26 protein-coding genes and 4 pseudogenes are annotated in these 26,150 nt (G+C 69.1%); 17 read left to right on the forward strand and 13 right to left on the reverse strand.

Features of this window, described 5'->3' with window-relative positions; genetic code table 11:
* Positions 1–30 precede the first annotated feature (30 nt).
* Entirely contained in the window at positions 31–726 is a 696-nt protein-coding gene (locus ACFZDK_RS44170) for a TetR family transcriptional regulator (protein ID WP_390981616.1), read from the forward strand.
* A 1,003-nt stretch (positions 727–1,729) separates the two neighbouring features.
* On the opposite strand, the pseudogene ACFZDK_RS44175 reads toward ACFZDK_RS44170, so the two are convergent.
* Positions 1,730–1,888, reverse strand: a pseudogene (locus tag ACFZDK_RS44175) (PIN domain-containing protein); the annotation flags it as partial.
* A 685-nt stretch (positions 1,889–2,573) separates the two neighbouring features.
* Here ACFZDK_RS44175 and ACFZDK_RS44180 point away from each other — a divergent pair.
* From ACFZDK_RS44180 to ACFZDK_RS44205, 6 genes and pseudogenes are all read left to right on the forward strand, one after another.
* Positions 2,574–2,999: an STAS domain-containing protein gene (locus tag ACFZDK_RS44180; RefSeq protein WP_390981618.1), complete on the forward strand. Its 426-nt coding sequence runs from the start codon at positions 2,574–2,576 to the stop codon at positions 2,997–2,999.
* A gap of 168 nt (positions 3,000–3,167) precedes the next feature.
* Entirely contained in the window at positions 3,168–3,677 is a 510-nt protein-coding gene (locus ACFZDK_RS44185) for a hypothetical protein (RefSeq protein WP_390981620.1), read from the forward strand.
* Positions 3,674–4,435, forward strand: a complete 762-nt coding sequence (locus ACFZDK_RS44190; protein ID WP_390981622.1) for an ANTAR domain-containing protein — start codon at positions 3,674–3,676, stop codon at positions 4,433–4,435. The genes ACFZDK_RS44185 and ACFZDK_RS44190 overlap by 4 nt, the downstream gene beginning before the upstream one ends.
* Positions 4,436–4,513: 78 nt before the next feature.
* Positions 4,514–5,230 (forward strand): ANTAR domain-containing protein, encoded by a 717-nt coding sequence (locus ACFZDK_RS44195; RefSeq protein ID WP_390981624.1) that lies wholly within the window; start codon positions 4,514–4,516, stop codon positions 5,228–5,230.
* A gap of 765 nt (positions 5,231–5,995) precedes the next feature.
* Positions 5,996–6,646: a hypothetical protein gene (locus ACFZDK_RS44200; RefSeq protein WP_390981626.1), complete on the forward strand. Its 651-nt coding sequence runs from the start codon at positions 5,996–5,998 to the stop codon at positions 6,644–6,646.
* An 870-nt stretch (positions 6,647–7,516) separates the two neighbouring features.
* Positions 7,517–7,791, forward strand: a pseudogene (locus ACFZDK_RS44205) (PRC-barrel domain-containing protein); the annotation flags it as partial.
* Between the two features lie 485 nt (positions 7,792–8,276).
* Here ACFZDK_RS44205 and ACFZDK_RS44210 read toward each other — a convergent pair.
* The 4 genes from ACFZDK_RS44210 to ACFZDK_RS44225 form a co-directional block, all read right to left on the reverse strand.
* The gene (locus tag ACFZDK_RS44210; RefSeq protein ID WP_390981628.1) at positions 8,277–8,600 is read right to left on the reverse strand and encodes a three-helix bundle dimerization domain-containing protein; all 324 of its coding nucleotides are present in this window, start codon (positions 8,598–8,600) and stop codon (positions 8,277–8,279) included.
* Positions 8,601–9,214: 614 nt separating this feature from the next.
* On the reverse strand, positions 9,215–9,526 hold the full coding sequence (locus ACFZDK_RS44215) for an ANTAR domain-containing protein (protein WP_390981630.1): 312 nt from the start codon (positions 9,524–9,526) through the stop codon (positions 9,215–9,217).
* 88 nt (positions 9,527–9,614) lie between these two features.
* Positions 9,615–9,971 carry a PRC-barrel domain-containing protein gene (locus ACFZDK_RS44220; RefSeq protein ID WP_390981632.1) on the reverse strand — a complete coding sequence of 119 codons (357 nt, stop codon included), beginning with the start codon at positions 9,969–9,971 and terminating at the stop codon, positions 9,615–9,617.
* Positions 9,972–10,336: 365 nt separating this feature from the next.
* Positions 10,337–10,615: a hypothetical protein gene (locus tag ACFZDK_RS44225; protein ID WP_390981634.1), complete on the reverse strand. Its 279-nt coding sequence runs from the start codon at positions 10,613–10,615 to the stop codon at positions 10,337–10,339.
* A 382-nt stretch (positions 10,616–10,997) separates the two neighbouring features.
* Here ACFZDK_RS44225 and ACFZDK_RS44230 point away from each other — a divergent pair, with 382 nt between their 5' ends.
* From ACFZDK_RS44230 to ACFZDK_RS44250, 5 genes and pseudogenes are all read left to right on the forward strand, one after another.
* On the forward strand, positions 10,998–11,210 hold the full coding sequence (locus ACFZDK_RS44230) for a hypothetical protein (protein WP_390981636.1): 213 nt from the start codon (positions 10,998–11,000) through the stop codon (positions 11,208–11,210).
* Between the two features lie 116 nt (positions 11,211–11,326).
* Positions 11,327–11,494 (forward strand): hydrophobic protein, encoded by a 168-nt coding sequence (locus ACFZDK_RS44235; RefSeq protein ID WP_390981638.1) that lies wholly within the window; start codon positions 11,327–11,329, stop codon positions 11,492–11,494.
* A 90-nt stretch (positions 11,495–11,584) separates the two neighbouring features.
* Complete coding sequence (locus ACFZDK_RS44240; RefSeq protein WP_390981640.1) at positions 11,585–11,758, forward strand: CsbD family protein; 174 nt, start codon at positions 11,585–11,587, stop codon at positions 11,756–11,758.
* Between the two features lie 342 nt (positions 11,759–12,100).
* Positions 12,101–12,541: pseudogene (locus ACFZDK_RS44245) on the forward strand (PP2C family protein-serine/threonine phosphatase); the annotation flags it as partial.
* Positions 12,542–12,655: 114 nt separating this feature from the next.
* Positions 12,656–12,904, forward strand: a complete 249-nt coding sequence (locus tag ACFZDK_RS44250; protein ID WP_362716723.1) for a hypothetical protein — start codon at positions 12,656–12,658, stop codon at positions 12,902–12,904.
* Positions 12,905–13,854: 950 nt separating this feature from the next.
* Here ACFZDK_RS44250 and ACFZDK_RS44255 read toward each other — a convergent pair.
* Complete coding sequence (locus ACFZDK_RS44255) at positions 13,855–14,331, reverse strand: DUF5994 family protein (RefSeq protein ID WP_390981642.1); 477 nt, start codon at positions 14,329–14,331, stop codon at positions 13,855–13,857.
* Between the two features lie 285 nt (positions 14,332–14,616).
* Here ACFZDK_RS44255 and ACFZDK_RS44260 point away from each other — a divergent pair, with 285 nt between their 5' ends.
* From ACFZDK_RS44260 to ACFZDK_RS44270, 3 genes are read left to right on the forward strand one after another with little or no spacing between them, the layout of a single operon-like run.
* Entirely contained in the window at positions 14,617–15,192 is a 576-nt protein-coding gene (locus ACFZDK_RS44260) for a DUF5994 family protein (protein ID WP_390981644.1), read from the forward strand.
* Positions 15,193–15,197: 5 nt separating this feature from the next.
* Positions 15,198–15,368 carry a hypothetical protein gene (locus tag ACFZDK_RS44265; RefSeq protein WP_390981646.1) on the forward strand — a complete coding sequence of 57 codons (171 nt, stop codon included), beginning with the start codon at positions 15,198–15,200 and terminating at the stop codon, positions 15,366–15,368.
* On the forward strand, positions 15,365–15,631 hold the full coding sequence (locus tag ACFZDK_RS44270) for a hypothetical protein (protein ID WP_390981648.1): 267 nt from the start codon (positions 15,365–15,367) through the stop codon (positions 15,629–15,631). Before ACFZDK_RS44265 ends, ACFZDK_RS44270 begins: the two co-directional genes overlap by 4 nt.
* 1,125 nt (positions 15,632–16,756) lie before the next feature.
* Here ACFZDK_RS44270 and ACFZDK_RS44275 read toward each other — a convergent pair.
* The 7 genes from ACFZDK_RS44275 to ACFZDK_RS44305 all read right to left on the reverse strand — a co-directional run bounded on the left by ACFZDK_RS44275 (position 16,757) and on the right by ACFZDK_RS44305 (position 23,259).
* Positions 16,757–17,371, reverse strand: a complete 615-nt coding sequence (locus tag ACFZDK_RS44275) for a nucleoside deaminase (protein ID WP_390981650.1) — start codon at positions 17,369–17,371, stop codon at positions 16,757–16,759.
* A gap of 94 nt (positions 17,372–17,465) precedes the next feature.
* Positions 17,466–18,299 carry an ABC transporter permease subunit gene (locus ACFZDK_RS44280; RefSeq protein WP_390981652.1) on the reverse strand — a complete coding sequence of 278 codons (834 nt, stop codon included), beginning with the start codon at positions 18,297–18,299 and terminating at the stop codon, positions 17,466–17,468.
* On the reverse strand, positions 18,296–19,075 hold the full coding sequence (locus ACFZDK_RS44285; protein ID WP_390981654.1) for an ABC transporter permease subunit: 780 nt from the start codon (positions 19,073–19,075) through the stop codon (positions 18,296–18,298). Before ACFZDK_RS44285 ends, ACFZDK_RS44280 begins: the two co-directional genes overlap by 4 nt.
* The gene (locus ACFZDK_RS44290; protein WP_390981656.1) at positions 19,072–19,905 is read right to left on the reverse strand and encodes an ATP-binding cassette domain-containing protein; all 834 of its coding nucleotides are present in this window, start codon (positions 19,903–19,905) and stop codon (positions 19,072–19,074) included. The genes ACFZDK_RS44285 and ACFZDK_RS44290 overlap by 4 nt, the downstream gene beginning before the upstream one ends.
* Positions 19,906–20,000: 95 nt before the next feature.
* Positions 20,001–21,104 (reverse strand): ABC transporter substrate-binding protein, encoded by a 1,104-nt coding sequence (locus ACFZDK_RS44295; RefSeq protein WP_390981658.1) that lies wholly within the window; start codon positions 21,102–21,104, stop codon positions 20,001–20,003.
* 118 nt (positions 21,105–21,222) lie between these two features.
* A complete protein-coding gene (locus ACFZDK_RS44300; protein ID WP_390981715.1) occupies positions 21,223–22,197 on the reverse strand; it encodes a 2Fe-2S iron-sulfur cluster-binding protein in 975 nt (324 codons plus the stop codon).
* Positions 22,198–22,215: 18 nt separating this feature from the next.
* The gene (locus tag ACFZDK_RS44305) at positions 22,216–23,259 is read right to left on the reverse strand and encodes a Rieske 2Fe-2S domain-containing protein (RefSeq protein ID WP_390981660.1); all 1,044 of its coding nucleotides are present in this window, start codon (positions 23,257–23,259) and stop codon (positions 22,216–22,218) included.
* Positions 23,260–24,850: 1,591 nt separating this feature from the next.
* Here ACFZDK_RS44305 and ACFZDK_RS44310 point away from each other — a divergent pair.
* Positions 24,851–25,552: a carboxylesterase family protein gene (locus tag ACFZDK_RS44310; protein ID WP_390981662.1), complete on the forward strand. Its 702-nt coding sequence runs from the start codon at positions 24,851–24,853 to the stop codon at positions 25,550–25,552.
* 9 nt (positions 25,553–25,561) lie between these two features.
* Positions 25,562–26,140, forward strand: a pseudogene (locus ACFZDK_RS44315) (zinc-binding dehydrogenase); the annotation flags it as partial.
* Positions 26,141–26,150 lie beyond the last annotated feature (10 nt).

Consider the following 26,150-nt stretch of genomic DNA (forward strand, 5'->3'; position numbering starts at 1 on the left):
TAGGGCAATCCGATTGCTAGACTCCCCGGTATGACCCCTGCCGCCCAGCATCCCGACGGCCCTGCCGGCCAGCCCCTGCGCAGCGACGCCGAGCGCAACCGGGAGCGGATCGCCGCCGCGGCACGCAAGGTGTTCGCGCGTGACGGTCTGGGTGCCTCGATGGCCTCCGTGGCCCGTGAGGCGGGGGTGGGGATCGCCACCATGTTCCGCCGCTTCCCCACGAAGGAGGAGCTGGTCGACGCCGTCTTCATCGACCGCATGGACGCCTACGCCGATGCCGTCGCCGTCGCCCTGGAGGACCCCGACCCCTGGAACGGGTTCGTCGGCTACATCGAGACCGCCTGCGCGATGCAGGCCGCCGACAGCGGCTTCGCCGACGTCCTCATCACGACCTTCCCGACCGCCAAGGCGCTGGAGCGGCGGCGCAACGAGGCCTATGAGGGCATGGTGGAGCTCATCGGCCGGGCCAAGGCGACGGGTCGGCTGCGTGAGGACTTCGACTCCTCGGACCTGGTGCTGCTGCACATGGCCAACGCTGGTGTCGTCAACGCCACCGGCGACGCGGCCCCCGACGCCTGGCGTCGCGTTGTCGCCCTGTTCATCCAGTCCTTCGAGGCCCCCGCCCGCGGCGCCCTGCCCGCCTCAACCGAGCATGACGCCCTCTACAGGGCCATGCTCCGCGCCGGTCCGGCCGCTGATGCGGCGCCGGATACGCGTACCAACTGACCTGGAACTGGAGCGTGCGGAGCCTCTGCGCGGTGGAAGGGGAATCCGCTGTGCGGGGTTCTGTCCCCTTGGCTGGAATGGGCGGACGCGGCCGTTGCCGTAGAAGCCGTCTGACTCATCGCCCCCCAGGGGCCATTGAGGGGCCACAAGGACAGGAACAGGCCGACAAGCACTGCAAAGGGCTGACACGGATCAGCGCGTCTGACCTGCAAGAACGGCGTGAATCGGCAATGATCGGCAACGGCCGCCAAGATCCCCAAGGGACTCATAATCCGTCGGCCGTGGGTTCGAGTCCCACCCGCCCCACTAGTAACGTGCCCTGACCTGCGCAAACGCATCTTCGGCGGCTCTGAGTCACAACTCGAGCCCAACGGAGAGAATCCGCTGCTCACGAGTGCTGGTTGAGGTGTCGCGGTGGGTGCCTGGGTGCTCCTGACGAAGCTCTGACCTGCGGCGATGCGGAACAAGCTCGGCTGCTGGAAGTTACGTGGTGAAGCCGAAAAGCACGATCCAGTGGACGCTCAGTGGACACGAGGAAATGGAACGGGTCGCAGGAGGTCGGGCGACCTGACCCGGAGGCGCCGCCGGGCGCCCGCCCCTTCGTACAACGTCGTCGGCTGTCGCTTGGTCTGGATGATCCGCCACGGTCGACGTGGCAGTTCGTGGCAGCGGGTCGCGTGCGTCGTGGCCGGTGGCCGTGACCCGGTCGGCGAGGCCGGACTTTCTTGCCGCGGCGCTGAGTCCGAGGACGGTGCGGGCGCCGGCGGGCCTGCCAGTGGGCGCGTTGGGTGTCGGCGACTGTCTCTTCGTCAGGTCGTGGCTGTTCGCGCATGATTGCCTCGTCGGCCTCTGCATGTGGTGAGCGTCAGTTCCTGCCGAGGCGCGCGGTGACGATGTCGTCGGCCTGGGCGGCGTCGGGGCCGTTCTTGCTCTTGGGTGTTGTAGGCGTCGGTGCTCGCGGAAGCCGACCCACCAGATCCCAGCGAGCGCCCACGGGGCTTTGCTACTTGAGATCGATCGCCCGTACCGGCTGCCCCGTCGTCCGGGCGATGGTTTCGAAGTCGCGGTCGTAGTGGAGCAGGGTGAGTCCCGCCTCTTCGGCGGCAGCGGCGACGAGGAGATCGATGGGGCCCGCGCTGCGGTGTTCGCCCTTCGCAGGGAGCCGAAGCTGATCGCTCACGACGGAACCGAGGTTCGTCAGGCCGGACGGGCACCCGGTGTGCCGACATGGCCGAAGGCGCGGGACGCGGCGTAGGGCCGGGGGAGCAGGGTGCGGGCCGTACGCTCATCAGGGCGCCCGCACGGGGCACTCCGCTGCGAGGGAGTTCAACCCCCAACTGCCTGTCTGGAATGACCTGCCTCAATGCGCTGGCAGTCTGCCGCCGCCCCGGTGTCACGGCCCCGGCTGATACCGGGGCCGGCTTCCGTGCCGCTGGCCAAGAGCGGCTCGAGGCCCAGCCTCCACGTGAGGCGGGGGAACCTCATAGACTGCCGTGTTCACCCCTCACGCAGCGGAGGGTCGAGGCGTCGCTCTCGGGTACGAGGAACGGACGGCTTCCGGCCGCCCGCCGGACCAGGTTGAGGGCTATGCTGCTGTACGGACGTCCCAGACCCCGGCGGCTTGTCGTTGCTCGATACAGATGGCTGCGGGGAGCGGATCTTTCGTCCGTCACCCGGCGCATCCCTGGAGGGAACTGGGTGGGTCCGCTGTCCTGTCGCACAGGCTGCCGGGTCGGCCGTTGCTCCGTCTCCGTCGAACGTACGCCCCTGTCAGGGGCGCGCCTGGAGGCCCGGGAATGCCGGCGTCACCGCGTGCGCTGCCGGATGGTCTTCTGAACCGAGGCGTCATGCCCTTCCCACAGCTCACCATCTACCGCCGTGATCGACGGAACGGGGCGCTGATCACCCTGGCCGGTGAGATCGACCTGGAATCGGCCCCGCTGGTGCGCACGGCACTTGCGGGGTGCCTGAGCGACGGCATTCGCACCGTCGATGTCGACCTCACCCCCGTCACCTTCTGCGACTGCAGCGGCCTCAACGTCTTCCTGTACGCCGCGCAGAAGGCCGCCGAGGCCGGTGGGACCCTGCGACTGCACCACCCGCCACCGCCCCTGGGCCTGATACTCGACCTCACCGGCTCCGGGTTCCTGCTCCTCGGCCCTGCGCCCGGGCAGCTGGCACCTCCTCTCGGGGATGTCGCAGCCCCGACCACCCAAGCCCCGCCACACCGGCTCATTCCGCTGGACTCCGTCCTCTCGGGTGATGCGTGGTGACGGCCCGGTCGGAGCGGGGGCAGCAACGAGAGCCCCGTGGCAGTGAGTCGGCCGCCATGGACGCGGTCCTGTTGCGTCGGGTGAACCGCTGGCAGGCGCAGGCGCAGGCGCAGGCCGTGAGCCGGGAGCTCGCGGATCTGAACGTGGACTCCCGCGAGACGTCTCCCCGTGAGCCGCACCGCCCTCGGCCGCCAGGACTTTCTGGACCGTCTCACCACCGAGATCCGTCGGCCGAGGTTCGCCATGGTGATCGCGGAGACGGACGGCCTGGTGGGATGCGCTTTCGGATTTCCGGTGCGCGGCGACGGCTTCTGGTGGCTTGGCTTCGAAGGAGCACTGCCGCGTGGCATCGAGCAACTCACCGAGCCGGGCGGAGCCTTCGCGGTCACCGACATCCTGGTCCGCCCGCACCCGCGAAACCAGGAGCATGACGTGGCCCGCCGGTTGCAGGAGCGGCTGCTGACCGACCACCAGGCGTCACTCGGCGCCACCTTGGTGCACCGGGCCGATCACCTCGTCCTCGCTGCGCTCCGTTCCTGGGGATGGCTGGACGTGGGAGAGATCTGGAGGCCGATCAGCGCCACGCTGCTCCGGGTGCCAGTCCTTCCGGTCGGGGAGCGAACCGCGGCGCGGCTGGAGGAACTTGCGCACGATGCCTGGACACGGTGGCCTGGATGAGGTCCGACAGCCGCTCGGCCCGCATTCGGGTGCTGGTGGCCGAGCAGGCGGCCCGGCGCGGTGTTCGGGTCGGTGTGGTGGACGTGTGCACCGCGGCCGTGGCCGCGCTGCCGGTCGGCGGGGCCGGGCTGTCGGCGATGTCCAAGGCCGCGCCGAGCCATCCGCTGTGCAGCACCGACGACATCAGCGAGCAACTGGAAGAGCTCCAGCTCACGCTGGGTGAGGGGCCCTGTGTGGACGCCTTTCTGTACGGCTCGGCTGTCCTGACACCCGATCTGCTCATCCGTGACCTGCAGGACCGTTGGGTGGTGTTCGCAGATGCGGCCCTGGAGGCCGGGGCACGCGCGGTGTTCGCGCTCCCTCTGCAGATGGGGGCGATCAGCCCGGGAGTCCTGGACCTGTACGCCGACGTGCCGACCGTACTGGACGCCGAGGAACTGGCCGACGCGCTGGCCTTCGCCGATCTCGCGACGCTGCTCCTGCTCGATGCGCGGATCGAGGAGGCGGGCGCGCCGGCCGGCGGACCGTCGCCGGACCGCGGCTTCGAGGACCTGGGCGGATACCGGGCGGAGACCGACCAGGCAACCGGCATGCTCACCGTCCAGCTCGGCGTCGGCATCGACGAGGCCTTCGTCCGGCTGCGCGCCTACACCTTCCTACAGGGACGCCGGCTCGCCGACGTGGCCGCCGACGTGGTGGCCCGTCGGCTCCGCTTCTCCCCGGACACGGAACTCAGACGGACCGACGAGGAGCCCTGATGTACGGGTGCCATCCGACGAACGTGCCGCATTTCCCGCCCCTTCCCGGCGGGAATAGTCTCCATCGAGGGTGACACGATGAATCAGCAGCTCCTGGCCAAGACCTTCGTCGAGCTGGCGGACAACCTGGTCGCCGACTTCGACCTCATCGATTTCCTGCGCCTGCTCACCGACCGCTGCGTAGGGCTGCTCGGCGCGAGTGCCGCCGGGGTGCTGCTCGCGGACCGCGACGGCGAACTCCGCGTGATGGCCGCCTCCGACGAACAGGTACGGCTGCTGGAACTCTTCCAGCTCCAGAATGACGAGGGCCCCTGCCTGGAGTGCTTCCACACCGACACCCCCGTGGTCGTCCCCGACCTGACCCGGGAGATCGACCGCTGGCCGCGCTTCGTCACGGCGGCCCACCGCAGCGGCTTCGGGGCGGTCCAGGCGCTGCCCATGCGCCTGCGGGAGGAGACCGTGGGCGCCCTGAACCTCTTCCGCGCCGCCCCCGGCCCCTTCGACACGCTCGCCACGCACATCGCCCAGGCCCTGGCCGACGTCGCCACCATCAGCCTCCTGCAACAACGCACCGCTCAGCGCAGCAGCGTCCTCAACGAGCAGTTGCAGACCGCGCTGAACAGCCGCGTACTGATCGAACAGGCCAAGGGCAAACTCGCCGAACGCCAGGGCATCGACATGGAGCAGGCGTTCACCGCGCTGCGCGGTTACGCCCGCGCGCACAACCGGCGCCTGTCCGACCTGGCCCGCGCCTTCATCCACGACTCCGAACCCCTCCCCGGTCTGGGATCCTGACCCACTCCGCGCCGCACGCGGCCCCCGCACCCGGGCTTGCGGTCCGTACGGCCGCCGCCGCACTGCGGCGGCGGCCGTACGTGGCGCGAGGATGGGAGGCCCCCCTCCACCGTGTCCTCGCGCGCTGTCCTCCGTGGCGGCGGGACTTGGTGGGAACACCCCGTCTGGAAATGCCTGGAGGACGGAGGCTGGAGCCGCGCACTGCGGCGATGCGGCTCCGGCCGGGCCTGGTTTCCGGCTCGGGGGCTGGGAGCCTGGGTGGGAAGACTTGCTGGTACCTGACACGGTCGCAGTCCCGTCTTCCCTGTGTGGAGCCTAGAGCAGATACAGGCGAAGCGGAACAGGGCCGTTCGAAGCCGCCGCCCGTGCACCCGGGACGTCGTCACGCGGTCCTCCTCGGAACGCGGGTCGGCCATCACCTGGTCGTGCAGACGTGCACAGGTGCGGGTGATCAGGCGGGAGACGTGCATCTGAAGCACCGCGAACGGCTTCCCGGACAGCCCGCTCTCGAACAAGGCTTCCGCGACACCACCGCGGGTGCCCACGGAGGGCGTACGGGGAAGGCGACGCGAGCGGCGACACCCGGTCGGCCACTCACCGTCCAGCTGCCTGGGCCACAGCGGCCCCGTGCCCCCAACGGACCCCGGCGCGGCGCCGATCCGGGGCTATGCTGGCGTACAGACGTCCCGGACCCAGGCGCCGCACCGCCCATCGGCCACGATGGTGCTCCCGTACATCTCCCGGCCTTCTGAACCGAGGCGCCCCATGAGCAGCCCGCGGCACCCGCACGACCCCGAAGGCTCAGAGCCTCCCGTCCTGGACACGGTGCGGCTGCGCCGGCTGAACCGCTGGCAGGCCGAGGGCCTGCGGGAGGACCTGGCGGATCTGTACGTGGAATCGTCCGTCACCCCGCCCGGCGAGGAGTTCCGCGGCCGGCAGGAGTTCCTGCGCCGACTGGAGCACCATGTACAACTGCCGGGATTCGACATGCTGGTCGCCGAGGCAGTGGGCTTGACCGGCTGTGTCTCAGGAATCCCCGTGCCGCGCGACGGCTCCTGGTGGGAGGGGTTCGACGGGCCGATGCCGCAGAACCTGGAGCAACTGACCGCGTCCGGGCATGTCTTCGCGATTCTCGAAACCGTCGTCCATCCGCACCGGCACGCCCACGGGCTCGCCCGCCGGCTCCAGGAGCGGCTGCTCGCCGACCACCAGTCCTCGCTCGGTGTCACCTTGGTGGATCGGTCCGCCCGCTCGGCCTGTGCCGCCTTCAGGGACTGGGGCTGGCAGGAGGCGGGGCAGATCCACCGCCCACCTGGCCCAACGGCTTTGAGCGTACTGGTTCTTCCCCTTGGCGAGCGCACGGAGGACCATCCGGACGGCCTCGCCCACAACGACCGCACCCAACGGCCCGAATAGCAGCCCGCAGCGGCCGGACACGGCGCGTACCGAGGCGCGGAGGAGCGGGTGGATCTGTCTCCGGAGCAGGAGGCGCGGCGGATCGCCGCGGTGCGTCGTTGCGACATCCCTGGACACTCCACCCGACGGTGCCTTCGACCGGATCGCCGCGCCGGCCGCCACGGTGACGACCGTGGACACCGACCGGGTCTGGTGCAAGGCCGCGTATGGTCTGGCGGGGGTCACGCAGATCGGCCGGGACCCGGGGCAGTGCACCTGGACGATCCTCACCGGCGGCCCTCTGGCCGTCCCCGACACACTCGACGACCCAGTGGCCCGCGCCCACTCCCTGGTGACCGGTCCGGCCCGGGTGCGCTTCTACGCCGCCGCCCCGATCACCACCAGCGACGGTCACCGCCTTCCAGGGCTCGGCGAACATCGAGGGCGGTTCCCACCTACACGTGCTCACCGGCAACCTGAGCCACCAGATCGAGCATCACGTCTTCCCCGACCTGCCCAGCAAGCTACGCCGCACTCGCGCCAAGGGTGCGTGAGATCTGCGCCCGGCACGGGATCACGTACGTGAGCGGGCCGCTGTGGCACCAGTACGCGTCCATGTGGGGCCGGGTCCTGCGTCACTCGGTGCCGGACGGGTCCCGGCGTCGCAGGGCTTGGATCGGCTGACGGGCGCGGGCACGAGGCGGAGAAGCGCAAGCCGCAGTACCGTGGACAGTGGGTTGGCTCACTCTCACGTGCAGCCGCCCGGAAGGGCGACTCCGGCGTGTTTGCGCCGGAGTCGTTGACACAGCCGTAGTGCCGTTTCCGGCCAGTCGGCGCCTTCCAAGGGACGCCGCCCGCGTCGACCGGTGTCCCGCTCAGGAGGGACAGCGCATGATCCACACAGCCGACGTCCGCGAGCGGCGGCACCTGTGACGTCGTCGACCCGAAGGGGCACAGGATCGGCGTGCTCGAAGCGGTGCGTGGACACCACCACCGACGAACCGGCCGTGGTCACCGTACGGACCGGGCTGCCCACTCGCCCGCGCCTGGTCTTCCTGCCCCTCTACGACGCACTCCTGGGGCCGGGCTACGTAAAGATCGCCTACACCAGGAGCCTGGTCAGGAAGGCTCCTTCGATCGGCACGGACGACATCCTGCCCGCCGAGCACCCGACCCGGGAGCGAGTCCGGGACTCCGAAGGCGGGCAGGGCGCCCGTCGTACGGCCTCTCACGGCCCCGCGACGGCCGCCCTCGACCCGCCCGCGGCCGCACTCGAGGGCGCACACCCCGCGGTGTCATCGCCCGTGTCATGCAGCGCATACTCGCGCTGACCGCCGTGGTCTGGCACAACGACCACACCGGAAAAGACACCATCCGTCCGCTGACTTCGTATGACCACTGACACCTTGGAACAGATCATCTAGCGGAGTCCCAGAAGCTGCATCTGGCCGACCGGGGAACGCTCGCGGAGTGGGCGGGAGGTTCACGGCCGTTCTGGGAGCTGCTTCAGCGGCTGCCCCCGCCGGGGAAGCGGGCGGCGTTGTCCTGAGAACCCGTTGTCGTACTGATCACGGGTGCGGCGTCCGCCTCGCTGGAACGGGTGTGGGGTCGGCGGGAGCAGTCGGCCGGTGTGCCCTGAACGGCGCGGTGTCTATGCCGAGGAGCGGGTCAGGGCAATGCGAAGCCTTCGCAGAGCCGTGGTGACCAAGTGGCGTCGTGCCCCATCGGACTTCTCGCGAAGGGGAGCCGTGGGATCGGGGCGTCGTGCGAGTTGTCGTAGCTTGGTGCGGCTGTTGTGCTCGACGAGGATCGGCACGTAGGTGGCGATACGGGCGTTGCTGAGCGGCCGGTAGCAGTCCTGCACCACCTCCCGCACGACCGCGGGCGTCAGCAGGCCGGCATAGGTGGCCGTCAGATGGTCTGTGAGCTCTTGAAGGGTGTCGGGTAACGCGGTGTCGGCCGTGTTCGCGCCCATGGCGCGCTCCTCACTGTTACGGACGGCCGACCGCGGCAGCCGTTCGGTATTCGGGTGCTCGGCGGCGGCCCGTCCGCTTCCCACACTTGCACGGATGGCGTCCGGGGAACGGCCCGCCGGAACTGTTCATCAACTCGCCATCTTGGACCGGTCGACTCGGGTAACCGGCCCCGGCTCACCGCGACAGCTGGGCAGAGTCCGTACGGCCGGGACTGTGACATGCGCCTAGAAGACCTCGCGCAGTCCCGGAACGGTGGCGCGAGTGAGACGGAAGAGTGTGACGAGCCATGCGCGGCCCGATCCACCCTCGTCCGAGCGGACGGTGAACAGATGGTGCGACAGCCCGAGAGCCGGTTCGCCGTGTTGTGGACCCAGGAGACCGTGCTGTTGGCGGTGTTGGCGGTGTTGGCGGTGTTGGCGGGGCGTCGAACAGGTGGAGGACGATCCACAGGATCAGGATCAGTCCTCCATGGCTGGCGAGTGGTGGAGTCAGGCCGGCGTTTGAGTTCCACGACGCGGGCTGCACGACGAGGGCGTCCGACGGCCGTTCTGGACGAAGTCGCCGGAGAGTTGAGCTCACAGCTTCCGGTGCCGTCCGCTGGGCGCGTGCGCCGTCATCTCCGGTCCGCCGCGTGGCGGCGCCTCAGTGCTCGGCACAGCTCCCGCTGTATCGGTTCCGGGAGCGTCCGTTCCTTCGTCGTGGCGACCAGAGCCCCAGCCACGTCACGGAGCTTGATGTTGCAGTGCTGCGACACGTCCACGAGCAGGTCCCAGGCCCGGTCGCTGGGACATGGCGCCAGGGCCATCACCATGCCGCGCGCCTGGTCGATCACCGCGCGGCTGGCCAGTGCCCGCCCCAACTGCTGGTTCCTGGCGCGTAGTTCGAGGACCTCGGCCAGCAAGGCCGCGTCCCCCGCTGGAGGCACGGTTCTCAACGGTCGCTGTTCCTTGCGGGGCGTGATCACCTGGTTCACAGTGCGTACCTCACAGGGCAGTCATCCTGTCCGTAGGTGGTCAGCGGCGCGCCAGTTGCCGTTCGCCGGCCGCGCCGGGCTTGTAGGGCAGTCCGTAGTGTTTGAAGATCGCTTCCTCCTGTTCGGCGGGCAGGACGTCGTCGGTGCCGATCGAAGGGGCCTGCTTCACCAGCGTTCTGACATAGCCGACCTTGAGATAGTCGGGTCCGGCGATCGCGTCCTCAAGGGGGACGAAGACCAGGCGGTGCCGGGTCGGCAGTCCGGTCCGTACCGTGGCCATGGCCGGCTCGTCGGTGGTGGTGTCCACATAGACGGCCTCCAGGACGCCGATCTTGTGCGACTCGGTGTCGAGGACGTCGCGGTCGCGCCATTCTCGGACGTCGGCTGTGTGAATCATGGCCTCTCCCTACCTGGGCGACTGGCCTGAGGCGCGAGTTGCACCCCTGGTTTTCTGCGTGAAATCGCCGCAGCGTACGGCACATTGCCCGCTGCATGTGCTCCGGGGGCGGCTTGCCTTCCCAGGCGGCGACCAGGGCCGCGGCCACCTCCGGAAGTCCGGCGTCGCACTGCCGTGACATCCACCAGAAGCATCCTGGCCGGCCCACGGCGGCAGAGGGCCAGGACCATCGGCATGCCGCGGGCCTGGTCGATGACCGCGCGCCCGGCCAGCGCCCGCCGCAGGCATGAACTCCTTGACGATCGCGACGTGTCCGGCCTGGCGTGAGCCGTCCCGGAAGCCGTGGCTGCCGGTCCACCTCACGGTCACCTGTGGTGTTCGTGGTCTCGACGGTCCTCGCGCCGCCAGCGCGCCCGGTTCTGGCGGCTGTAGCGACGGTCCCAGCGTTCGCGACGGTCCCGGCGCTCCCGGTAGTCCCGGTAATCCCCGAGGTCGGAACCGCCGCTACGGCTCCGGCCTCCGCCGCGACCGCGGCCGTGGCGGGTGGCGCCGTAGACCAGCACCGCCGCGGCCACCCACCAGATGGGCTGGAGGAAGCCGAAGCCGAACAAGACCGCGATGAGGATGAGGAGCAGGACGAACACGACGGGCCTCCCCTGGAGCGGGACACAGCTTCGATACCGGGGACTGGGGCCTCACCCCGCAGCGTAGTCCTGCCCAAAGGTTGCGGATACCGTGTGGCGTCAGCGCGTTCTGCCTGCCCGGCACGGATGGCTGCTTGACACCTGTCGGGGAACTGCTGCGAGGGCTAGCGTGCGCCATGCCGCCCCTGCCCCCGGCAGCGTCGCACCGCCAGCGCGCTCCCCAGGGGGCGCACCGCGCATCGGTGCCGGAACCCGCCGCGTCACGAGCGAGGCCGTTCCCGCGCGCGCCCATCATCACGATCCCGGCGCACCCCGGCGCACCCCGAGCGGGCATCGATCTGCTGCCTGCCGCGTCGCACGCGTCCCACACCAGGCGGTACACATGTATGCGCTGATCATTCCCGCTTCGACCCCCTTCGTACTGCTCGCCACCGTGCTGGGCCTGTCCTGGTGGGAGGACCACATCCTGCCGACACCACCGGCCGGGCCGGTCGAAGCCCTTGCCGAGGCTCCGTTCACCCCGGTGGCCCCAGTACCGCTCCCAGAACCCGGCAGTGTCGACGCTGCGTTGACAAGGGCGGATGCCGGGCGTTGACTGGCAACACGGCGTAGGGCCATGCCACTCCGGATCATTCGGGCGCAGCATTCCGCCTTCCCGCTTCGCCCGGACCCCGCGGAACCAGGAAATCCCCGCGATCTGGAGGCCCGGCAATGATCTGGATTCTTCTCCTTGTGCTGATCCTGGTGGTCTTCGGGTTCGGCTTCACGATGCAGATCCTGTGGTGGGTCGCGGCCGTTCTGCTGGTCGTCTGGATCGTCGGCTTCGCCAAGCGCGGGCGGAGCGGTGGCCGCCGCCGCTACAGCCGGGGTCGCAGGTAATCCGCACCACGCCCGATCTCGCCTCGTGGGAACGACGGCCTGTACGACGATCGCGCGGGGGCCCTTCCTGTCGACATGCAGAGGACCGTCATGAGCGTCGGACAGACGATCAAGCACAGAACACAGGAAATCAAGGGCCGGATCACCGCACGCATCGGCCTTATCACCCGCAATCGGCGACTGCAGCGCGAAGGCAGGACCGACCGGGTCTCCGGGAGCCTGGAGCAGGCCGGAGACAAGGTCAAGGAAGCCTTCAGGCATTGACCAGCCAGCCCCTGGGCGGCGCCCGGTTCGCGTGCGCCCCCCGGCAGGCCGGCGCGGAATTGGTGGGGACCGAGGCGATCACCGGATGAGCGGCGTGGCGGCCGGCGTGACGTGTGACGACTGACGGCCGGTCGGCCCGGCCGTCACACTCCTTGACGAACAGCTACAGACCGCGCTGAGCAGCCGCGTACCGATCGAACGAACCAAGGGGACAGCACTCGTGAGCTGACGGCAACCGCGGCAGGAACCGGGGAACCCCTGCTGTCCGCTTGTGGGTTGGTCCGCTGTGAGTCGGCGGGCAAGGCCGAGCGGCAATGGTGGAAGGTAAGGAAGTCCGCTGCGCATGTGGTCAAGCCCCAGATGATGCGCCTGAACGTTGCGACAGGCCAGCTGCAATGGGTCAACGCCGGTCACCCCGCGCCGCTGCTGATTCGCAACCACCAGGTCGTCCGGCAACTGGACAGCCCCACCACCTTGCCGGTCGGCTTCGGCGGCGACGAGCCCCAGCTCAGCGAGCAGACGCTCCAGGTCGGCGACCGGGTGCTGTGCTTCACCGACGGCCTGATCGAGGAGCACGATGTCCGCGGCGAGCAGTTCGGCGAGGAGCAACTCATCACCTGGGTCAACCGCATCGAGCACGCCGAGGAAGGGGTTCGGGCGGTGGTGCGCTCCCTCTCCCGCACCCTGATCCGGGAGCGGGGCGGGGTCACCAGCGACGACGCGACCCTCTTCCTGATCGAGTGGCGCGGGGGTGCCGCCGACCACCTTGCCACCCTGGCATGAGGTGTCTTCGACTTCGAAGACCTGGAATGAGCCGATACCGCCCGACTGGTGGTGCGCCGTCGGCGATGGCTCTGGCATGTCACGCGAGAAAGCCGCGAGGTCTATCGTGAAGGTATGAGCGTGTTCATCAAACTGGTGGAGAACCGGCCCCCCAAGGAATACGCGGAGCCGGCGGCTGCGGATATCTCCTACGACGACATCACCGAAGGTGAGTCGCCCGCCACGTACGAGTACGACCTGCTTCCGAGCGGCGCATTGCGGATCCTCAGGGTGACCAAAGGCGAAGCCGCGGTCGTCGAATCGATCTACGCTCCCGGACTCTGGTTCCGTGTCCGGGGGCAGTGGCGCATCAATGCGGAATAGCAAGCACCTTTGCGACGGTTGGGCGCGTGCCGGCTTCTGGGCCCGGTCGTCGGTGCTTGAGGTCCGAGCAGAATGTGCTCATGCTTCGCGTCATCCTACGGAATCGCGTCGGAAACTACCTAGGAGTACCGTGGATTGCGGGTTGCGCACTCTCACGTGTTGCGCCTGAAAGGACGGCCCCGGCGGTTTCACCGGGGCCGTTTGGGGGATCGCGCTGAGCGTGCCGGCGCGGTCACGACTCGGCGTCGAACCACTCGATCCCGGCCGACGGTCGGTGACCTGCACAGTCTCCGTCCAGCCCGTGCCGGGCTTACCGGTGACCGCCGCCCAAAGGGCGTCGGCGGTCAGTACGCTCTCGTGGACGCCCTCCGTCACGGGACCTCACCAGCCCGTAGGAGCCGGTCCTGCCCCGGGCGGCACGGTGGACCCGGCAGGGATGGCATGGGCGGTGAGCCTCGTACACGAGACGGTCGCCGTAGTACTTCGCATCCCTCGCCAATCCCGACACCGCCGCGGTGTCCCACCGGGCCCGGCCCCGCCACAGAGGACGTCATTCTCACGGTGAGCGGGTAACCGGAACGAAAACCGGTGCTGCGGCCAGCCACCGGGTGCCCCCCCGGGCCACAGGTGTCACGCACGGTCATTCTCATAAACGGTATCTGCGAGAGTTCTGCGAGAGCCCGGGAAGTGATCTCATTTTCCGCAGGTCGCCGTTTGCGAAAGTCCTCTCGAAACCGACATGTTGTACGAGGCACTTCTGAGAGACTGCCGCCATGGATCTCACGCCGATCAGGCCGCATTGGCGGTAGAGCGTCACAACTGACCGAACTGTGTTCTTCGCCGTCCTCGCCGTCGCCGGGCAGATCGAGTGCAACTACCTTCGGGCGTCCGCCGTGGTTTCCTTTGGCCGCTGAGGTGACCTGGCCTTCGAGGCTCTTCTCCCGGATGTCCTATTCAGGTTTGGGTGTGGTGGCGATGAGGATCTGAGCGGCCTCGGTGATGTTGTCGGCGCGGACGGCGCGGGCCATCGCTTCGCGGGCGGCGTCGGCGGTGGTGTCCGGGGGAACCACCAACAGGGCGAAGTGGTCGTTGTGGCCGCGGGTGATGAGGACGGTGCTGTCGCCGACCGGGTCGGAGTCGAGGTGCACGACCTGGTCGTCGATGACCAGGCGAGTCGGGAGGCCGTTCCAGGCGGCCGCGTCCACGCCCACGCGGGTGATCGGTCCAAGATGCCCGGTCAACACGCTGATCAGCGCGGGCAGCTCGGTCTCGATGTCGCGGGTACGGGGCCACCACGCGCCGTCCAGGAGCCCCTCTCGGGACCGCGTGGTCTCCAGCCGCAGCAGGGCCGTACCCGGTTTGACCGCCTGTTGGATCGTATCCGGCAGCAGCAGTCGGGGCGGGTGGGGAAGGTCGGTGTCAGCCATGTGAGTCTGCCCGTCTACGGGGTGCGGCCGTGCGTCGTCGCAGTGCGCGGCCGACGCCGGTGTCTGCCCGGCGACGTGCACGAGCCCGCCGTCGTTTCACGATACTCCCGCCGCCCGATCCGGCATCCGCCGGAAAATAACTGGTCACGGCGGTCAAGGTCCGCCGAACAGGCGTACAGTGAAAGCACCGGAGGTACTTCGCGCACCGGCTTTCACGCGGGTGTCATTTCCGGCGATCACGAAAAACCGGGCTGTCGACGGGCAGCCCGGGGGCAGGTCCGCATCATGACCACGACCCTCGACCGGACTGCGCCCCGCGACCTCGCCCCAGAGCTTCCGGCACGCTTGTCCCTCACCCCGAAGACCACGCTCGCCGGCCAGCTGGACGGGGCCTGGTGGCCCTACTCCCGCGACCTCGAAGCCGAGCTCCCAGCGCTCGCCGCCGCCGTGGAGAATCCCTGGGGGCGCATCACGCGCGTGACCGTGAACCCCACCCGCTGGCCCGTCGTCCCGCACACGGTTGCCGTTGACGGGCGCAAGCTGCACGTGGGCTGGTTCACAGAACAGGACCCCGACAAGCTCATCCTGCTCTCCTACACCGTCGGGCGCTGGGACCTCCTCGTCGTCCCGCCCGAGACTGCACCCGCAGCAGCGGCCCGGCTGATGTCCGCCGCAGCGATCCCAGGCAGCGTCCTCACCGCGGGCGTCCTGATGAGCAACGAATCCGTCATGGGGCGCGGCATCCGTGACGCCGTGATCCGGGAAGCCACCTGGGAGGACGAAGGCGGGGCCTGCATGTCCCCCTTCGGGATGCCAATGAGGCGAAGCGCTCTCCCACTGTCCGGAAACGGCCGGAGGTGAGTTCTGTGGAGACCCTCGTCATCATCGCGGTGATCGTCCTCGCGATCGGCATCGGGATGCGCCTTATCCACCTGCTCAATGCCCAGCACGGCGCACGGATCGCGGCCTACCACTTCAGCAACCCCCTGCCGAGACCTCCCGGCTTTCCCCACCCCGAAGGGAATCCGCCCACGTGAAGTACATCGAGACCCAGACACTGGCCTCGCTCGGGCACGCCGAGGTACGGATCATCGCGCACACGCCCCAAGCCGCCCGAGCGGTCGCGGAGGCGCTTCGCCACTGCTTCGCCGGAGCGGAACAGCGCAGCTATCCCGGCCTGGACGGTGCCACCCGCCTCCACCTCACCGTGGACACTGCAGCACCCGCCGGCCCCGCCCGCTCCTGGCTGGCCGCCAGCCGGAGCTCCGTCGGCACCGGCGCCCACGCCGACGAGACCTGAGAGCCCCCCCACGGGCCCCCACGGGCCCCGGAACCCACCCCCGCACAGGGGGAAGGACGCGGTCACCGCCTCGTCGGCATCACCTGGCGCAAGGGAATCCGGCACACGAAGACCGAGGAGGAAGAGCACGACTGAAGGCCCTCCTACACACGTGAAGGGCCTGGCAGGAATGGGTAGCCAGTGCTTCAGCCGGGTTTCCGAGTCCCCAAGATCAAGATCAAATGCGTGGAGCCAACGGCTGTACCACTGGTTCCTGGCACCCTGTCCCCGCGTGCTTGGGAGTCGATCCACCTGCCTTTGAGTCGCTGCGCGTTGGAAAGGAAATCCGCTGCGCATGGTTTCGCGACCCTCTCCCCAACTGGGGAGAGGGTCCTTGAACCGGGTGTGCGTGGACAAGGGCCGAGAAGGACTGATGTGCCAAACCTCGTCTGACCTGGGAAAACGGCCAAGATGAGCATGGATCGGCAAGGGTCGCCAAGATCCTCGAAGGACTCATCATCCGTCGGCCGTGGGTTCGAGTCCCACCCGCCCCACTTGCGCAGGGCTGTGACCTGCGGAAACGTTCTTTTTTGGGTGTCGGAGCGGCAACTTTGCTGGACGGACTGAATCCGCTGCTCGTGGGTTTGGAGTTCGGCGGTGCTCGGGACAGCGGCAACGCGTCTGACCTGCAGCGGAGTGATCGATCGAGGTCGTCGCTCGCCTTCCGGGCGAGCGCACTGAGGGCCGATGCCAAGACCCAGGGGCCGTGCGGGGGCCGGGACGGCGCAGCCGTGTCCCGGCCAACGGTGCCCCCGGGCCGGTAGTGCACCTGGTGTTCAGTGGCAGCAGGTGGCCGCTGAGAGAGCGTCTGGCGATGGCCAAGGGGTCAGGAAACAGTACGAAGAGGAAATGGCCCGGAACGCAGACGAACCGCCCTCCGCGAGGCCCTCGGCCTCTTCCGCAGGGGGAGGTGGCTGAGGCCGGGCACTCGTTGCGTGGCAGCCTCGGGCGCCAGAGGCTGCGGCGTACACGGGACCCCCACCGACCGTGGGCCTTCTCATGCCGAACTGCATGCCCGCGCTGGGTGGCCGGGCACGGTGCTGTCGCCGTCGGCCTGTTGGTCGGAGTGCTTGCCGACCGGACCGGCTACGAGGTGACGGTCACTGCTCCGCGCGCGTTGTAGACGACGGCGTCCTCGCGTTCGCCGTAGGCCCGGAAGACAGCGACCGCCTCGTCACGCAGCACGCCGGAGACGACTTGGATGCCGCGCCGCTCGAACTGCTCCGCCCAGTCCTCGCGCATGGGGCCTTCGTCGAAGCCCGTGAGCTGTTCCAGCTCGGGGCCCTCTCCGGCGACGACCAGACGCCGGGCCCCGGACCACATCGCGGCGCCGTAGCACATGGCGCAGGGGCGCCAATTGACGACCAGTTCGAGATCGGGGCCATCGGGGGCGCCGAGGTCCCATGCACCCAACCGGGTCTGGGCGAGGGAGATCGCGACGACCTCGGCGTGGGTGGAGGAGAGCCCGGAGGACAGGACGACATTGACCCCGGCCGAGACGAGCCGTCCGGTCACCGTCTCGACGACCAGTGCGGCGAAGGGGCCGCCGGTGTTCTCGCGGTGGTTGCGTTCGGCGAGTCGGTTGGCGAGCCGGACACGGTCCTCGTCGGTCGGCAGCGTCTCGGGTACGTCGGCCAGTTCGGACAGCACCCATGCGGGGAGTCGAGCGCCGAAGGTGGTCGCGAGGGCGGAAGTATCCATGGGGCGGGGTTCCCATCTTGGGCAGAACGGAGTCGGAGGCCGAGAAGGAGTTCAGGCGCCAGGGCAGCGGAACGGGCTGCCCTGGCGGCCTGCGTCACACACCGGTGCGGATGTTGGGCGCGAAGCGGGCCAGGGCAACGGTCTCGATGGCGGCGATGACGTTGTAGCAGACCGCGGAGACGGCGGTGAGCACGGCCACGGAGGCCCACAGGTGGTCGTAGTCGAAGGTCGAGGAGTCCTTGAGCATCGCGTAGCCCAGGCCCTGTCCCGTCGACAGCCATTCGGCGAGCATCGCGCCGATCAGCGCGCCCGGCACGCCGACGCGGGCGCTGGCGAAGAACGCGGGCACCGCGCTGGGCAGCATGACCTTGCGGGCGACGGTCCAGCCGTCGGCGCCGTACGCGCGGCACAGGTCGGCCGCCTGCCGGGAGGCGGATCGCAGGCCGAAGGACATGGTGACCAAGGCGGGGAAGAAGACGATCAGACCGCTGATGACGGTGGTGGCCATCAGGCCCCGGCCGAAGACGAGGGTGATGAGCGGGGTCATCGCGACGAGTGGTACGGACCGTACGACCACCGCCATCGGCAGCAGCGCCTGCTCGACGCTCCGCAGGAGGACGAAGACGACCGCCACCGCGACCGCCGCCACCAGCCCGGCGACGAAGCCGAGCCCGGCGTCCAGCAGGGTACGGCCCAGACCCGAGGCGACCAGGGAGCGGTGGGCGCCCGCGTCCGCGCCGGTGAACAGGTAGTCGTAGATGTCGACCGGTGACTTGGCCACCAGCGGGTCCAGGTCGTAGACCTGCAGGAAGATCACCCACAGGACGACGACGGCCGTCATCGTCACGACCACGTTCATCAGCGGGCGCAGCACGCCTGCCGCGAAGCGCAGCGCGGGGGCCGTCCCCGTCTCCGTCGCGGTGCTCATGCGCCTCCGCCTTCCACTGTCGTCGTGCGTGACCAGGGCAGGGCGTAGCGGGCGATGAGCCCGACCACGCCGTATGCGATGCCTGCCACCGCGCCGGAGACCAAGGCGATGCCCCAGGTGCGGGGCACGTCGAGCTGCTGCTGGGCGATGGTCATGGCGATGCCGAGCCCACTGTCGACGCGGCCGAGGTACTCGCCGATGATCGCGCCGAGCAGCGCCGCCGGCCCGGCGATCCTGAGCGCGGCCAGCGTGCTGGGCAGCGCGGCGATCAGGCGGACCCGCAGCATCTGCTGCCAGCGGCCGCCGCCGTAGGCGCGTACCAGGTCGAGCGCGGCCGGGTCGGCCGAGCGCAGCCCGAGCAGCGCGCCGATGAGGGTGGTGAAGAAGACCGACAGCCCGGCCATCGCCGACATCGGCTTGTCCCCGTCCAGGACGAGGGACAGGATCGGGCCGATCGCCACGATCGGCAGGCAGTAGGAGGCCACCGCTATCTGTGTGATCACCCGCTCCAGTACGGGCACCAGCAGAACCAGCACCGCCAAGCCCAGCGCCAGCGCGTTGCCGACCAGATACCCGGTCAGGGCCTCGCCCACGGTCTGCGTGACATGCGGGCTGTAGAAGGTCCAGCCGTCGTCGAGCACGCTCGCCACCACCGCCCAGGGGGTGGGCACGCCGTCCCCGGGGCCGAAGACCGTGGTGGACAGCAGCGACCACGCCCCGATCAGAGCCGCGATGCCGACGGCCCCGCCGGTCCAGGCGGAACGCGGCGCACTCATGACGCCTCCCCGGCGGGGGCGTCAGCGCGGCCGAACAGGAGTTCCGACAACTGGTCGGCATACGCGTGGAATTCTGCCGAGCGCATCATCTCCGGCGTACGCGGCCGGGGCAGGTCGATGGTGACAACCTCCACGATCCGGCCGGGCCTGGGGGACATGACGGCGACGGTGTCGCTGAGCAGTACGGCCTCGTTGATGGAGTGGGTGACCAGCAGGGTGGTCACCGCGCGGGCCTGCCAGATGCGCTGGAGTTCGAGGTTGAGCCGCTGGCGGGTCATGTCGTCCAGGGCGCCGAACGGCTCGTCCAGCAGGAGCACCTTGGGGTCGACGACCAGCGAGCGGGCGATGGCGACGCGTTGCCGCATGCCGCCGGAGAGCTGGGCGGGGCGGGCCTTCTCGAAACCTTCGAGGCCGACCAGCCTGATGAGGTCGGAGATCGCCGCCGGGTCGGCCTTGATGCCGCTGATCTCCAGCGGCAGCCGTATGTTGGCGGCGACCGAGCGCCACGGCAGTAGCGCGGCGTCCTGGAAGGCTATGCCCAGGTGGTGCCGTTTGCGGGCCGCCTCCGGGTCCTCGCCGTGTACGAGCGCCGTACCGGAGGTGGGGCTGTCGAGCCCGGCGAGGATCCGCAGAACGGTCGACTTGCCGCAGCCCGACGGCCCGAGCAGCGCGAGGAACTGGCCCTCGGCCGTGTCCAGGTCGACGCCGGCCAGTGCGGGAACGCGGTTCCGGCCGAGCTTGAACTCCTTGCTCAGCCCACGTAGGGACAGCCCGGTGCCGGACGGCAGGGAGCCGTCGGATGCGTCGGGAACAGCGGCTGCGGTACTCATCAGTTGGCGACCTCGGTGTGCGGTGTGCGGTGGGGTGCGGGTAGGGGAAGTCCGGTACCGGCGGGCCGACGGGCCGCACCGGTAACGCCGGAGCATCAGATGAGGCTGGGGTTCTCCTTGTAGATCTCTTCGATGATCGAGAGGTCGAAGAGCTTGGCGGCGGTGATGTCGAGGCCGCCGTACTTCAGCGTCTTGATGTTCTCCTCGATCAGCTCGGGCGTGATCGTGAACAGGCCGTTCTTCTTGGTATCGGCGCTCACGAGCAGCTTGTTCTCGTCCACGGCCTCAAGGGTCTGCTCCTTGGTCGTCAGCCCGAGCCCCTTGCCGTACGTCTCGGCCGCGAGCCTCGCGCCGAGCGCAGGGTCGGCGATGCTCGCCTTCCAGCCCTTGATCTCCGCGCGCAGGAATGCCTTGAGCAGGTCGCGTTGCTTGTCGATGGTGTCCTGGCGGACGCAGTAGGTCTCCGAGACCAGCGGGTAGCCGGTGTCGGCGAGCAGCATCGTCGAGACTTTGAAGCCCTTCAGCCGCAGCGTGTTCGGCTCGTTGGTCACGAAGGAGAACCAGCCGTCCACGGTGCCCTGGGTCAGCGGGAGCGGGTCGAACTGCACCGGCACCTTGGTGATCTTCGACTCGTCCAGTCCGGTGGCCTTGATGTACGCCGCCCACACGGACTCGTTGCCGGCCTGGACACCGATCTTCTTGCCGTACATGTCCTCCGGCTTGGTGATCGGGTCCTTGGCCATCGACATGATGCAGAACGGGTTCTTCTGGTACTGCGCACCGATGATCTTCAGCGGCGCGCCCTTGGCGACAGCCGCGCCGGTGATGTCCGGGGCGCTGATCGCCACGAGGGCCTTCTTCGTGACGACGTCGGTCTCCATCGGAGTCGCGGACGGTCCGCCGCCGATCAGGGTGACCTTGGAGAAGCCCTCGGCGGTGTAGAAGCCCTTGCTGTCGGCGATGTAGCTGCCCGCGAACTCGACGTTCTTGATCCAGGACAGGCGCAGTGTCAGCTCGCCGAAGCTCTTGGAACCCGAGGCCGAGGACGAGGCCGAGGACGACGAGTCGGAGTCGCCGCACGCGGCGAGCAGCGGGCCACCGAGCATCACGGCACCGCCGAGCAGCAGTCCCCGTCTGAGGAAGAGACGACGGTCGGTGGCCGCGAACGCGCTGTCGTCGCTGCCTGTGATTCTGGTCATGGTGCGCTTTTCCTTTCACCTGGCCGGGTGGGCCCCGGCTCATGGCGGACATGAAGAACACGGATGTGGCGGGGCATGAGCGCCGCCGGGCTGGCCTCGGGCCGGCCGGAGACCGAGGTCAGAGGCCGAGGAGGAGTTCGGGGGTGCGGGCGCGGGAGCAGCAGATGGTGATCTGGTTGTCTGCGGCGCGCTCGTCGGGGGTCTGGATCTCGTCGCGGTGGTCGGGTTCGCCGGCCAGGACGGGGGTCAGGCAAGCGCCGCAGATGCCCTGCTCGCAGGAGAGTTCGACCTCGACGCCGTTGGCGGTGAGGACGTCGGCGATGGTGCGGTCGGCAGGGACGGGATAGCCGATGCCGGTGCTCGCGATCCGTACAGTGAATTCGGCGGTGAATTCGGTCGCGATTTCGTCTCCGGCGGCCGTGGGGGCCTTGGGGGCGAAGCGTTCGGTGTGGATCTGCCCCGGTTGCCAGCCGGCGGCGGTTGTCTCGGCCACGACGTGGGTCATGAAGCCGTCGGGCCCGCAGACGTAGACGGCCGTGTCCGGGGCCGGGGTCAGCAGCTCCGTGGGCAGTCCGGTGCGGATGGTGTCTCCCTGGTCGCTGTGGTGGACCGTCGTCCGTTCGGCGAAGGCGGAGACCTGGAGCCGTTCCAGCAGTGGGGACTCCGCCGTGCTGGAGGTGTAGTGGTGCAGGACGAACGTGGCTCCCCGCGCGGCCAGGGCTTCGGCCATGGACAGCAGGGGCGTGATGCCGATGCCGCCCGCCACGAGCACGTGGCGCTGCGCCGTCACGAGCGGGAAGTGGTTGCGCGGGGGCGAGATCCGCAGCCGCCGGCCGACGGTGATGTCGCGGTGCAGGGTGCGGGAGCCGCCCCGTCCGGCATCCTCGCGCCGCACACAGATCAGGTAACGGCCGCTTTCCTGGGGGGAGTTGCACAGGGAGTACTGGCGGACGAGGGAGGGGCCGAGATGGACGTCGATGTGAGCGCCGGCGTCGAAGGGCGGTAGGGCTCCGTCCACTGCCCGGAGTTCGTAGCTGCGGCTGGTGGCGGAGGCGAGGGAGATCGCGTGGACGATGACGTCGAGGGTTTGCATGCTCTTCACGGCCGGCGCCTACGCGGTGAAGAAGTGGCTCAGGCCGAGGTCGCGCAGTCCGCGCCGGTAGGCGATCGAACTGCGGTCGGCCGGGATGTGTACTTCGAGCCTGGGGTCCAGGGGGAGGTTCTCGGGTTTCTGGACCTCGACGATGGCCCGGTCCTCCTCGAAGACCGTCCGGTTGAAGTCGTATACCGCCTGGACGGGTTGATCGGTGTCGAAGTCCCGGGCGATCGGGGCGAACATACGGGTCCGGCGTGCGGACACCGGCGAGGCGGCGTTCATGATGTTCAGCCGCCCGCCGCCGGGGAAGTGCACCACCAGGGTGGCGGTGAAGGGCAGGTGGACGTCGAAGTGGCGCAGCCACCGGAAGCCGGGCGGGGCCTGCTTGTCGCTGCCGTGCGGGTAGTTGGATGCCGTGCTCCAGTAGTCGACGGAGAAACCGTGATCGTGGCGGACCGGGGTGTAGTCGGGCACGACGGTGTCGTCGGGGTCGCCGAAGGAGTCCAGATGCACGAAGCCGAAGTGGGCGACGTCGAGGAAGCCTTCGAGCTGGCGGCCGGCGAACGCGGCGATGTCGATGCTGGGGCAGTTGATCCGCTGGAATCCCTCGTCGTCCCAGTGGGCCATGGCTGGGATCACCGGGTCGGCGTCCGGGGCGGGCCGCAGGCAGGTCCACACCAGCCCGTACCGCTCGACGACGGGATAGGTCCGCAGGTTCAGCCGCGACGGGATCTTCGACTCGGGATGCGCCGGCACATGCACGCACCGCCCGCCGTCACCGAAGCGCAGACCGTGATAGGCACAGGTGATGCCGCTCCCGTCGCCGCCGCCGAGGCTGAGCGGTACGCCCCGGTGCGGGCAGATGTCGTGGGCCACGATCACGTTGCCGCCCACTCGGTAGGCCACCAGGGGCTCGTCGAGCAGGCGTACGGCGGTCGGTGCGTCGCCGACCTCGCCCGACAGGGCGACCGGATACCAGTGTCGGGCAAGGACGGCCCAGTCGTCGGGGTCGAACGTGCAGTCCCGGGGCGGGGCGGGACGGGGAAGAGCAGTGGTCATGCGGAAGGTCCTTCTACGGATACGCGGCCGGCACGGCCTGGCAGGCGCGCGCAGGGCGCACAGTCCAGGTCGGCGGCACAGGAAGACGCGTGGAACAGGCGGCGGGTGGCAGGCCGATGTCAGAAGAGCGACACCTGCGGAGCCGCTGACCGGGCGGGGCTCCGGCCTCAGACAATCGGTACGTGGTCGATCGGTACGCGGTCAGGCGTCAGACCGCTCGGATGCCGAATGTGAACCGTGCGCCACACGCCCACGCGTCCAGGCCGACTGATGGACACGGCAACGGAGATCCGTGACGCACTTGCTGGCGAAGCTCATCGCACTTCCCTCCATGCTCAGCGCCGACTGCGACTCGCCGGACGACCAAGCCGAGAGTGGCTTACACAAATTGCCCAGCCATTCCATGATTGTTACTTAAGGATTTCATGGCCTGATTTGACCAGGAGGGTCGAAATTGAACCCGCGCGCAGGGCTGCGGCAATTCCTCCACACAGAGGTCTACGACCGGCGGGTGGTGTCGACGGTCGTGGAAGAGCAGTCCCCCGGATACACCTGGCGGATGGAGGTGCAGCGCGCGATGGTGTGGCCGGCCGACTGCAGGAAACCTCAGCCGTGGGGCTCGGCCTCGGGTGGCACGTCTGACCTGCGAGGACGGCGTGGATCGGCGCTGATCGGCAAGGACTGCCAAGATCCTCAAAGGACTCATAATCCGTCGGCCGTGGGTTCGAGTTCCACCCGCCCCACTTGTACAGGTCTCCGGCCTGCGGGAACGTTCAATTTTGGGTGTCGGATCGTCAACTTTGCCTGGACGGACTGAATCCGCTGCTCGTGGGTGTGGGGTCCGGAGGTGGTCGTGGTAGCTCCAACCCTCTGACCTGTGGCGGAGTGGATGATCGAGGGTGTCGCTCGGGATACGGGCGGGCTGCCTTGAGGCCGCGGACAAGTCCCAGGGGCCGTACAGGGGCCGGGACGGCGCGGTCGTGTCCAGTCGACGGTGTCTACGGGGCGATTCGTTGTCCCATGTGCCGGTTGCGCGGCAGGGGCCGCCATCGCGCTGTGCAGACACTGTCGCCCTCGCGTAGTTCGATCTGCGATGACGTCCAGGGGCGGGGAAACTACCCCAAGAGGAAACCGCCAGTCGCCCCCGCACTGTTTCCAGGGCAGGGACAGGCCCCCCGGGAACGAACCTCAGAAGATCAACGAAGCCCTCCCCTGCCATGTCACACCACACCCGTCGCCTTCTGTAGCCGGCTCGCGTTCCTGGGCGAGGCCAAGAAGACCACCGCCCGATGCGACAGCATGATCAGCGGGCATGCTCGGGCCCGCGAGCTGCACCGGCCTTCCTGGGCAAGTCGGCGTGTCGAGTCAGGGAACCCGCTGACGGCAGTGCCTCAGGTCGCCCTCGCCTGCTCGGCGACGGGCCAGGAGAAGAGGAGGGGCAGGCAGCTGTCGCCTGGTGACCATCAGGTGACCGCTGTCCGTCCGGCGATTGACCGGAGTCCAGGGAATGCTTGGAGAGCGTCCCCGCGAGCGATCAGCCGCCGACACGCCGTGTGAAACACCCGAACCGCACCGGAAGGAATCTCACGCCATGACCGCGCCCAAGGCTCCGAGTGCACCAGGGGTGCGGTCCTGGTGGGGAATCCCGTACGCCACCGCCGAGCGATACCGCCGCCCCGTGGTCGCGGATTTCGATCCGGACCGTCCCTATGACCGCAAGGGTGTCGTCTCTGTCCAGCCCGACAGCGGCGACTGGCTCGAAGCGGACAGCGGGACGGGCGAGGACTGCCTGAACCTGAACGTGTGGGCTCCGGAGGAGTCGGCCGGGAAGAGGCTGCCGGTGGCCGTGTACATCCATGGCGGCGGATTCGAGTTCGGTGCGAACACGCAGACCACCTCGAACGCCGCCGGTCTCGCTGCGACGGGGCGCGTGGTGAGTGCGTCGGTCAACTACCGGCTCGGCGCGCTGGGCGCTCTCTCGCTGTCGCAGTACGGCGGGCGGCTCGCCGAGGCGAGCAACCTGGGCCTGCAGGACGTCATCACCGCGCTCACCTGGATCAAGCAGAACATCGCCTCCTTCGGTGGCGATCCTGACAACGTCACCGTCTTCGGCCACAGCGCCGGCGCCTACTCCACCCTCGGCTGCTCGGGGCCTCCTCCGCGGACGGCCTGTACCGGCGGCTGGCCGGGTTCTCCGGCGCGCCCTCGCGTCTCGTCCCGGCCTGGTGGGCCGAGGAGCTCGCGGAGCGGTTCGTCACCGAACTCGGTGTCGCGGGCAACCCCGACAAGCTGATCGATCTTGACGCTGACCACCGGCCTGGACCTCAAGGCCGGGCAGACGCTGCTGCTCCGCGGCGGCACCTCCACGGTCGGGCTGAGCGCGGCCACGATCGCGAAGGACCTCGGAGCCACCGTGCTGTCCACCACCCGCACCCCGGGAAGAGCCGGGGAACTGCGGGCCGCGGGCGTCGACCATCCCCTCGTCGACAGCGGCACGATCGCCGACCAGGTGAGCGAGCTGATGCCGGAGGGCGTCGACGCCGTACTGGAGCTGGTGGGCTGTTCGGTCCTCGCCGACACCCTCAACGCCGTCCGCCGGCACGGCACGGTCTGCTTCACCGGAGCCCTGGCGGGCCAGTGGACGATCCCCGATTTCACCCCGTTCATGATCCCGGGCGGGGTGCGGCTGACGTCCTACGGCGGTCAGGCCGCCGACCTCCCGGCCGACGTCTTCGCCCACCAGCTCCGGGCCATCGCCACAGGGCGCCTCAAAGTCCCGGTCGCGAAGGTCTACCAGGGCCTGGAACAGGTCCGTGACGCCCAGGCCGACGTCGAGTCCGGCACCACGCCGGGCAAGCACGTCGTCGTCCTGGACGACTGAGACCTGGGCA

The organism is Streptomyces sp. NPDC007901 (genome assembly GCF_042959465.1).
Lineage (GTDB): Bacteria > Actinomycetota > Actinomycetes > Streptomycetales > Streptomycetaceae > Streptomyces.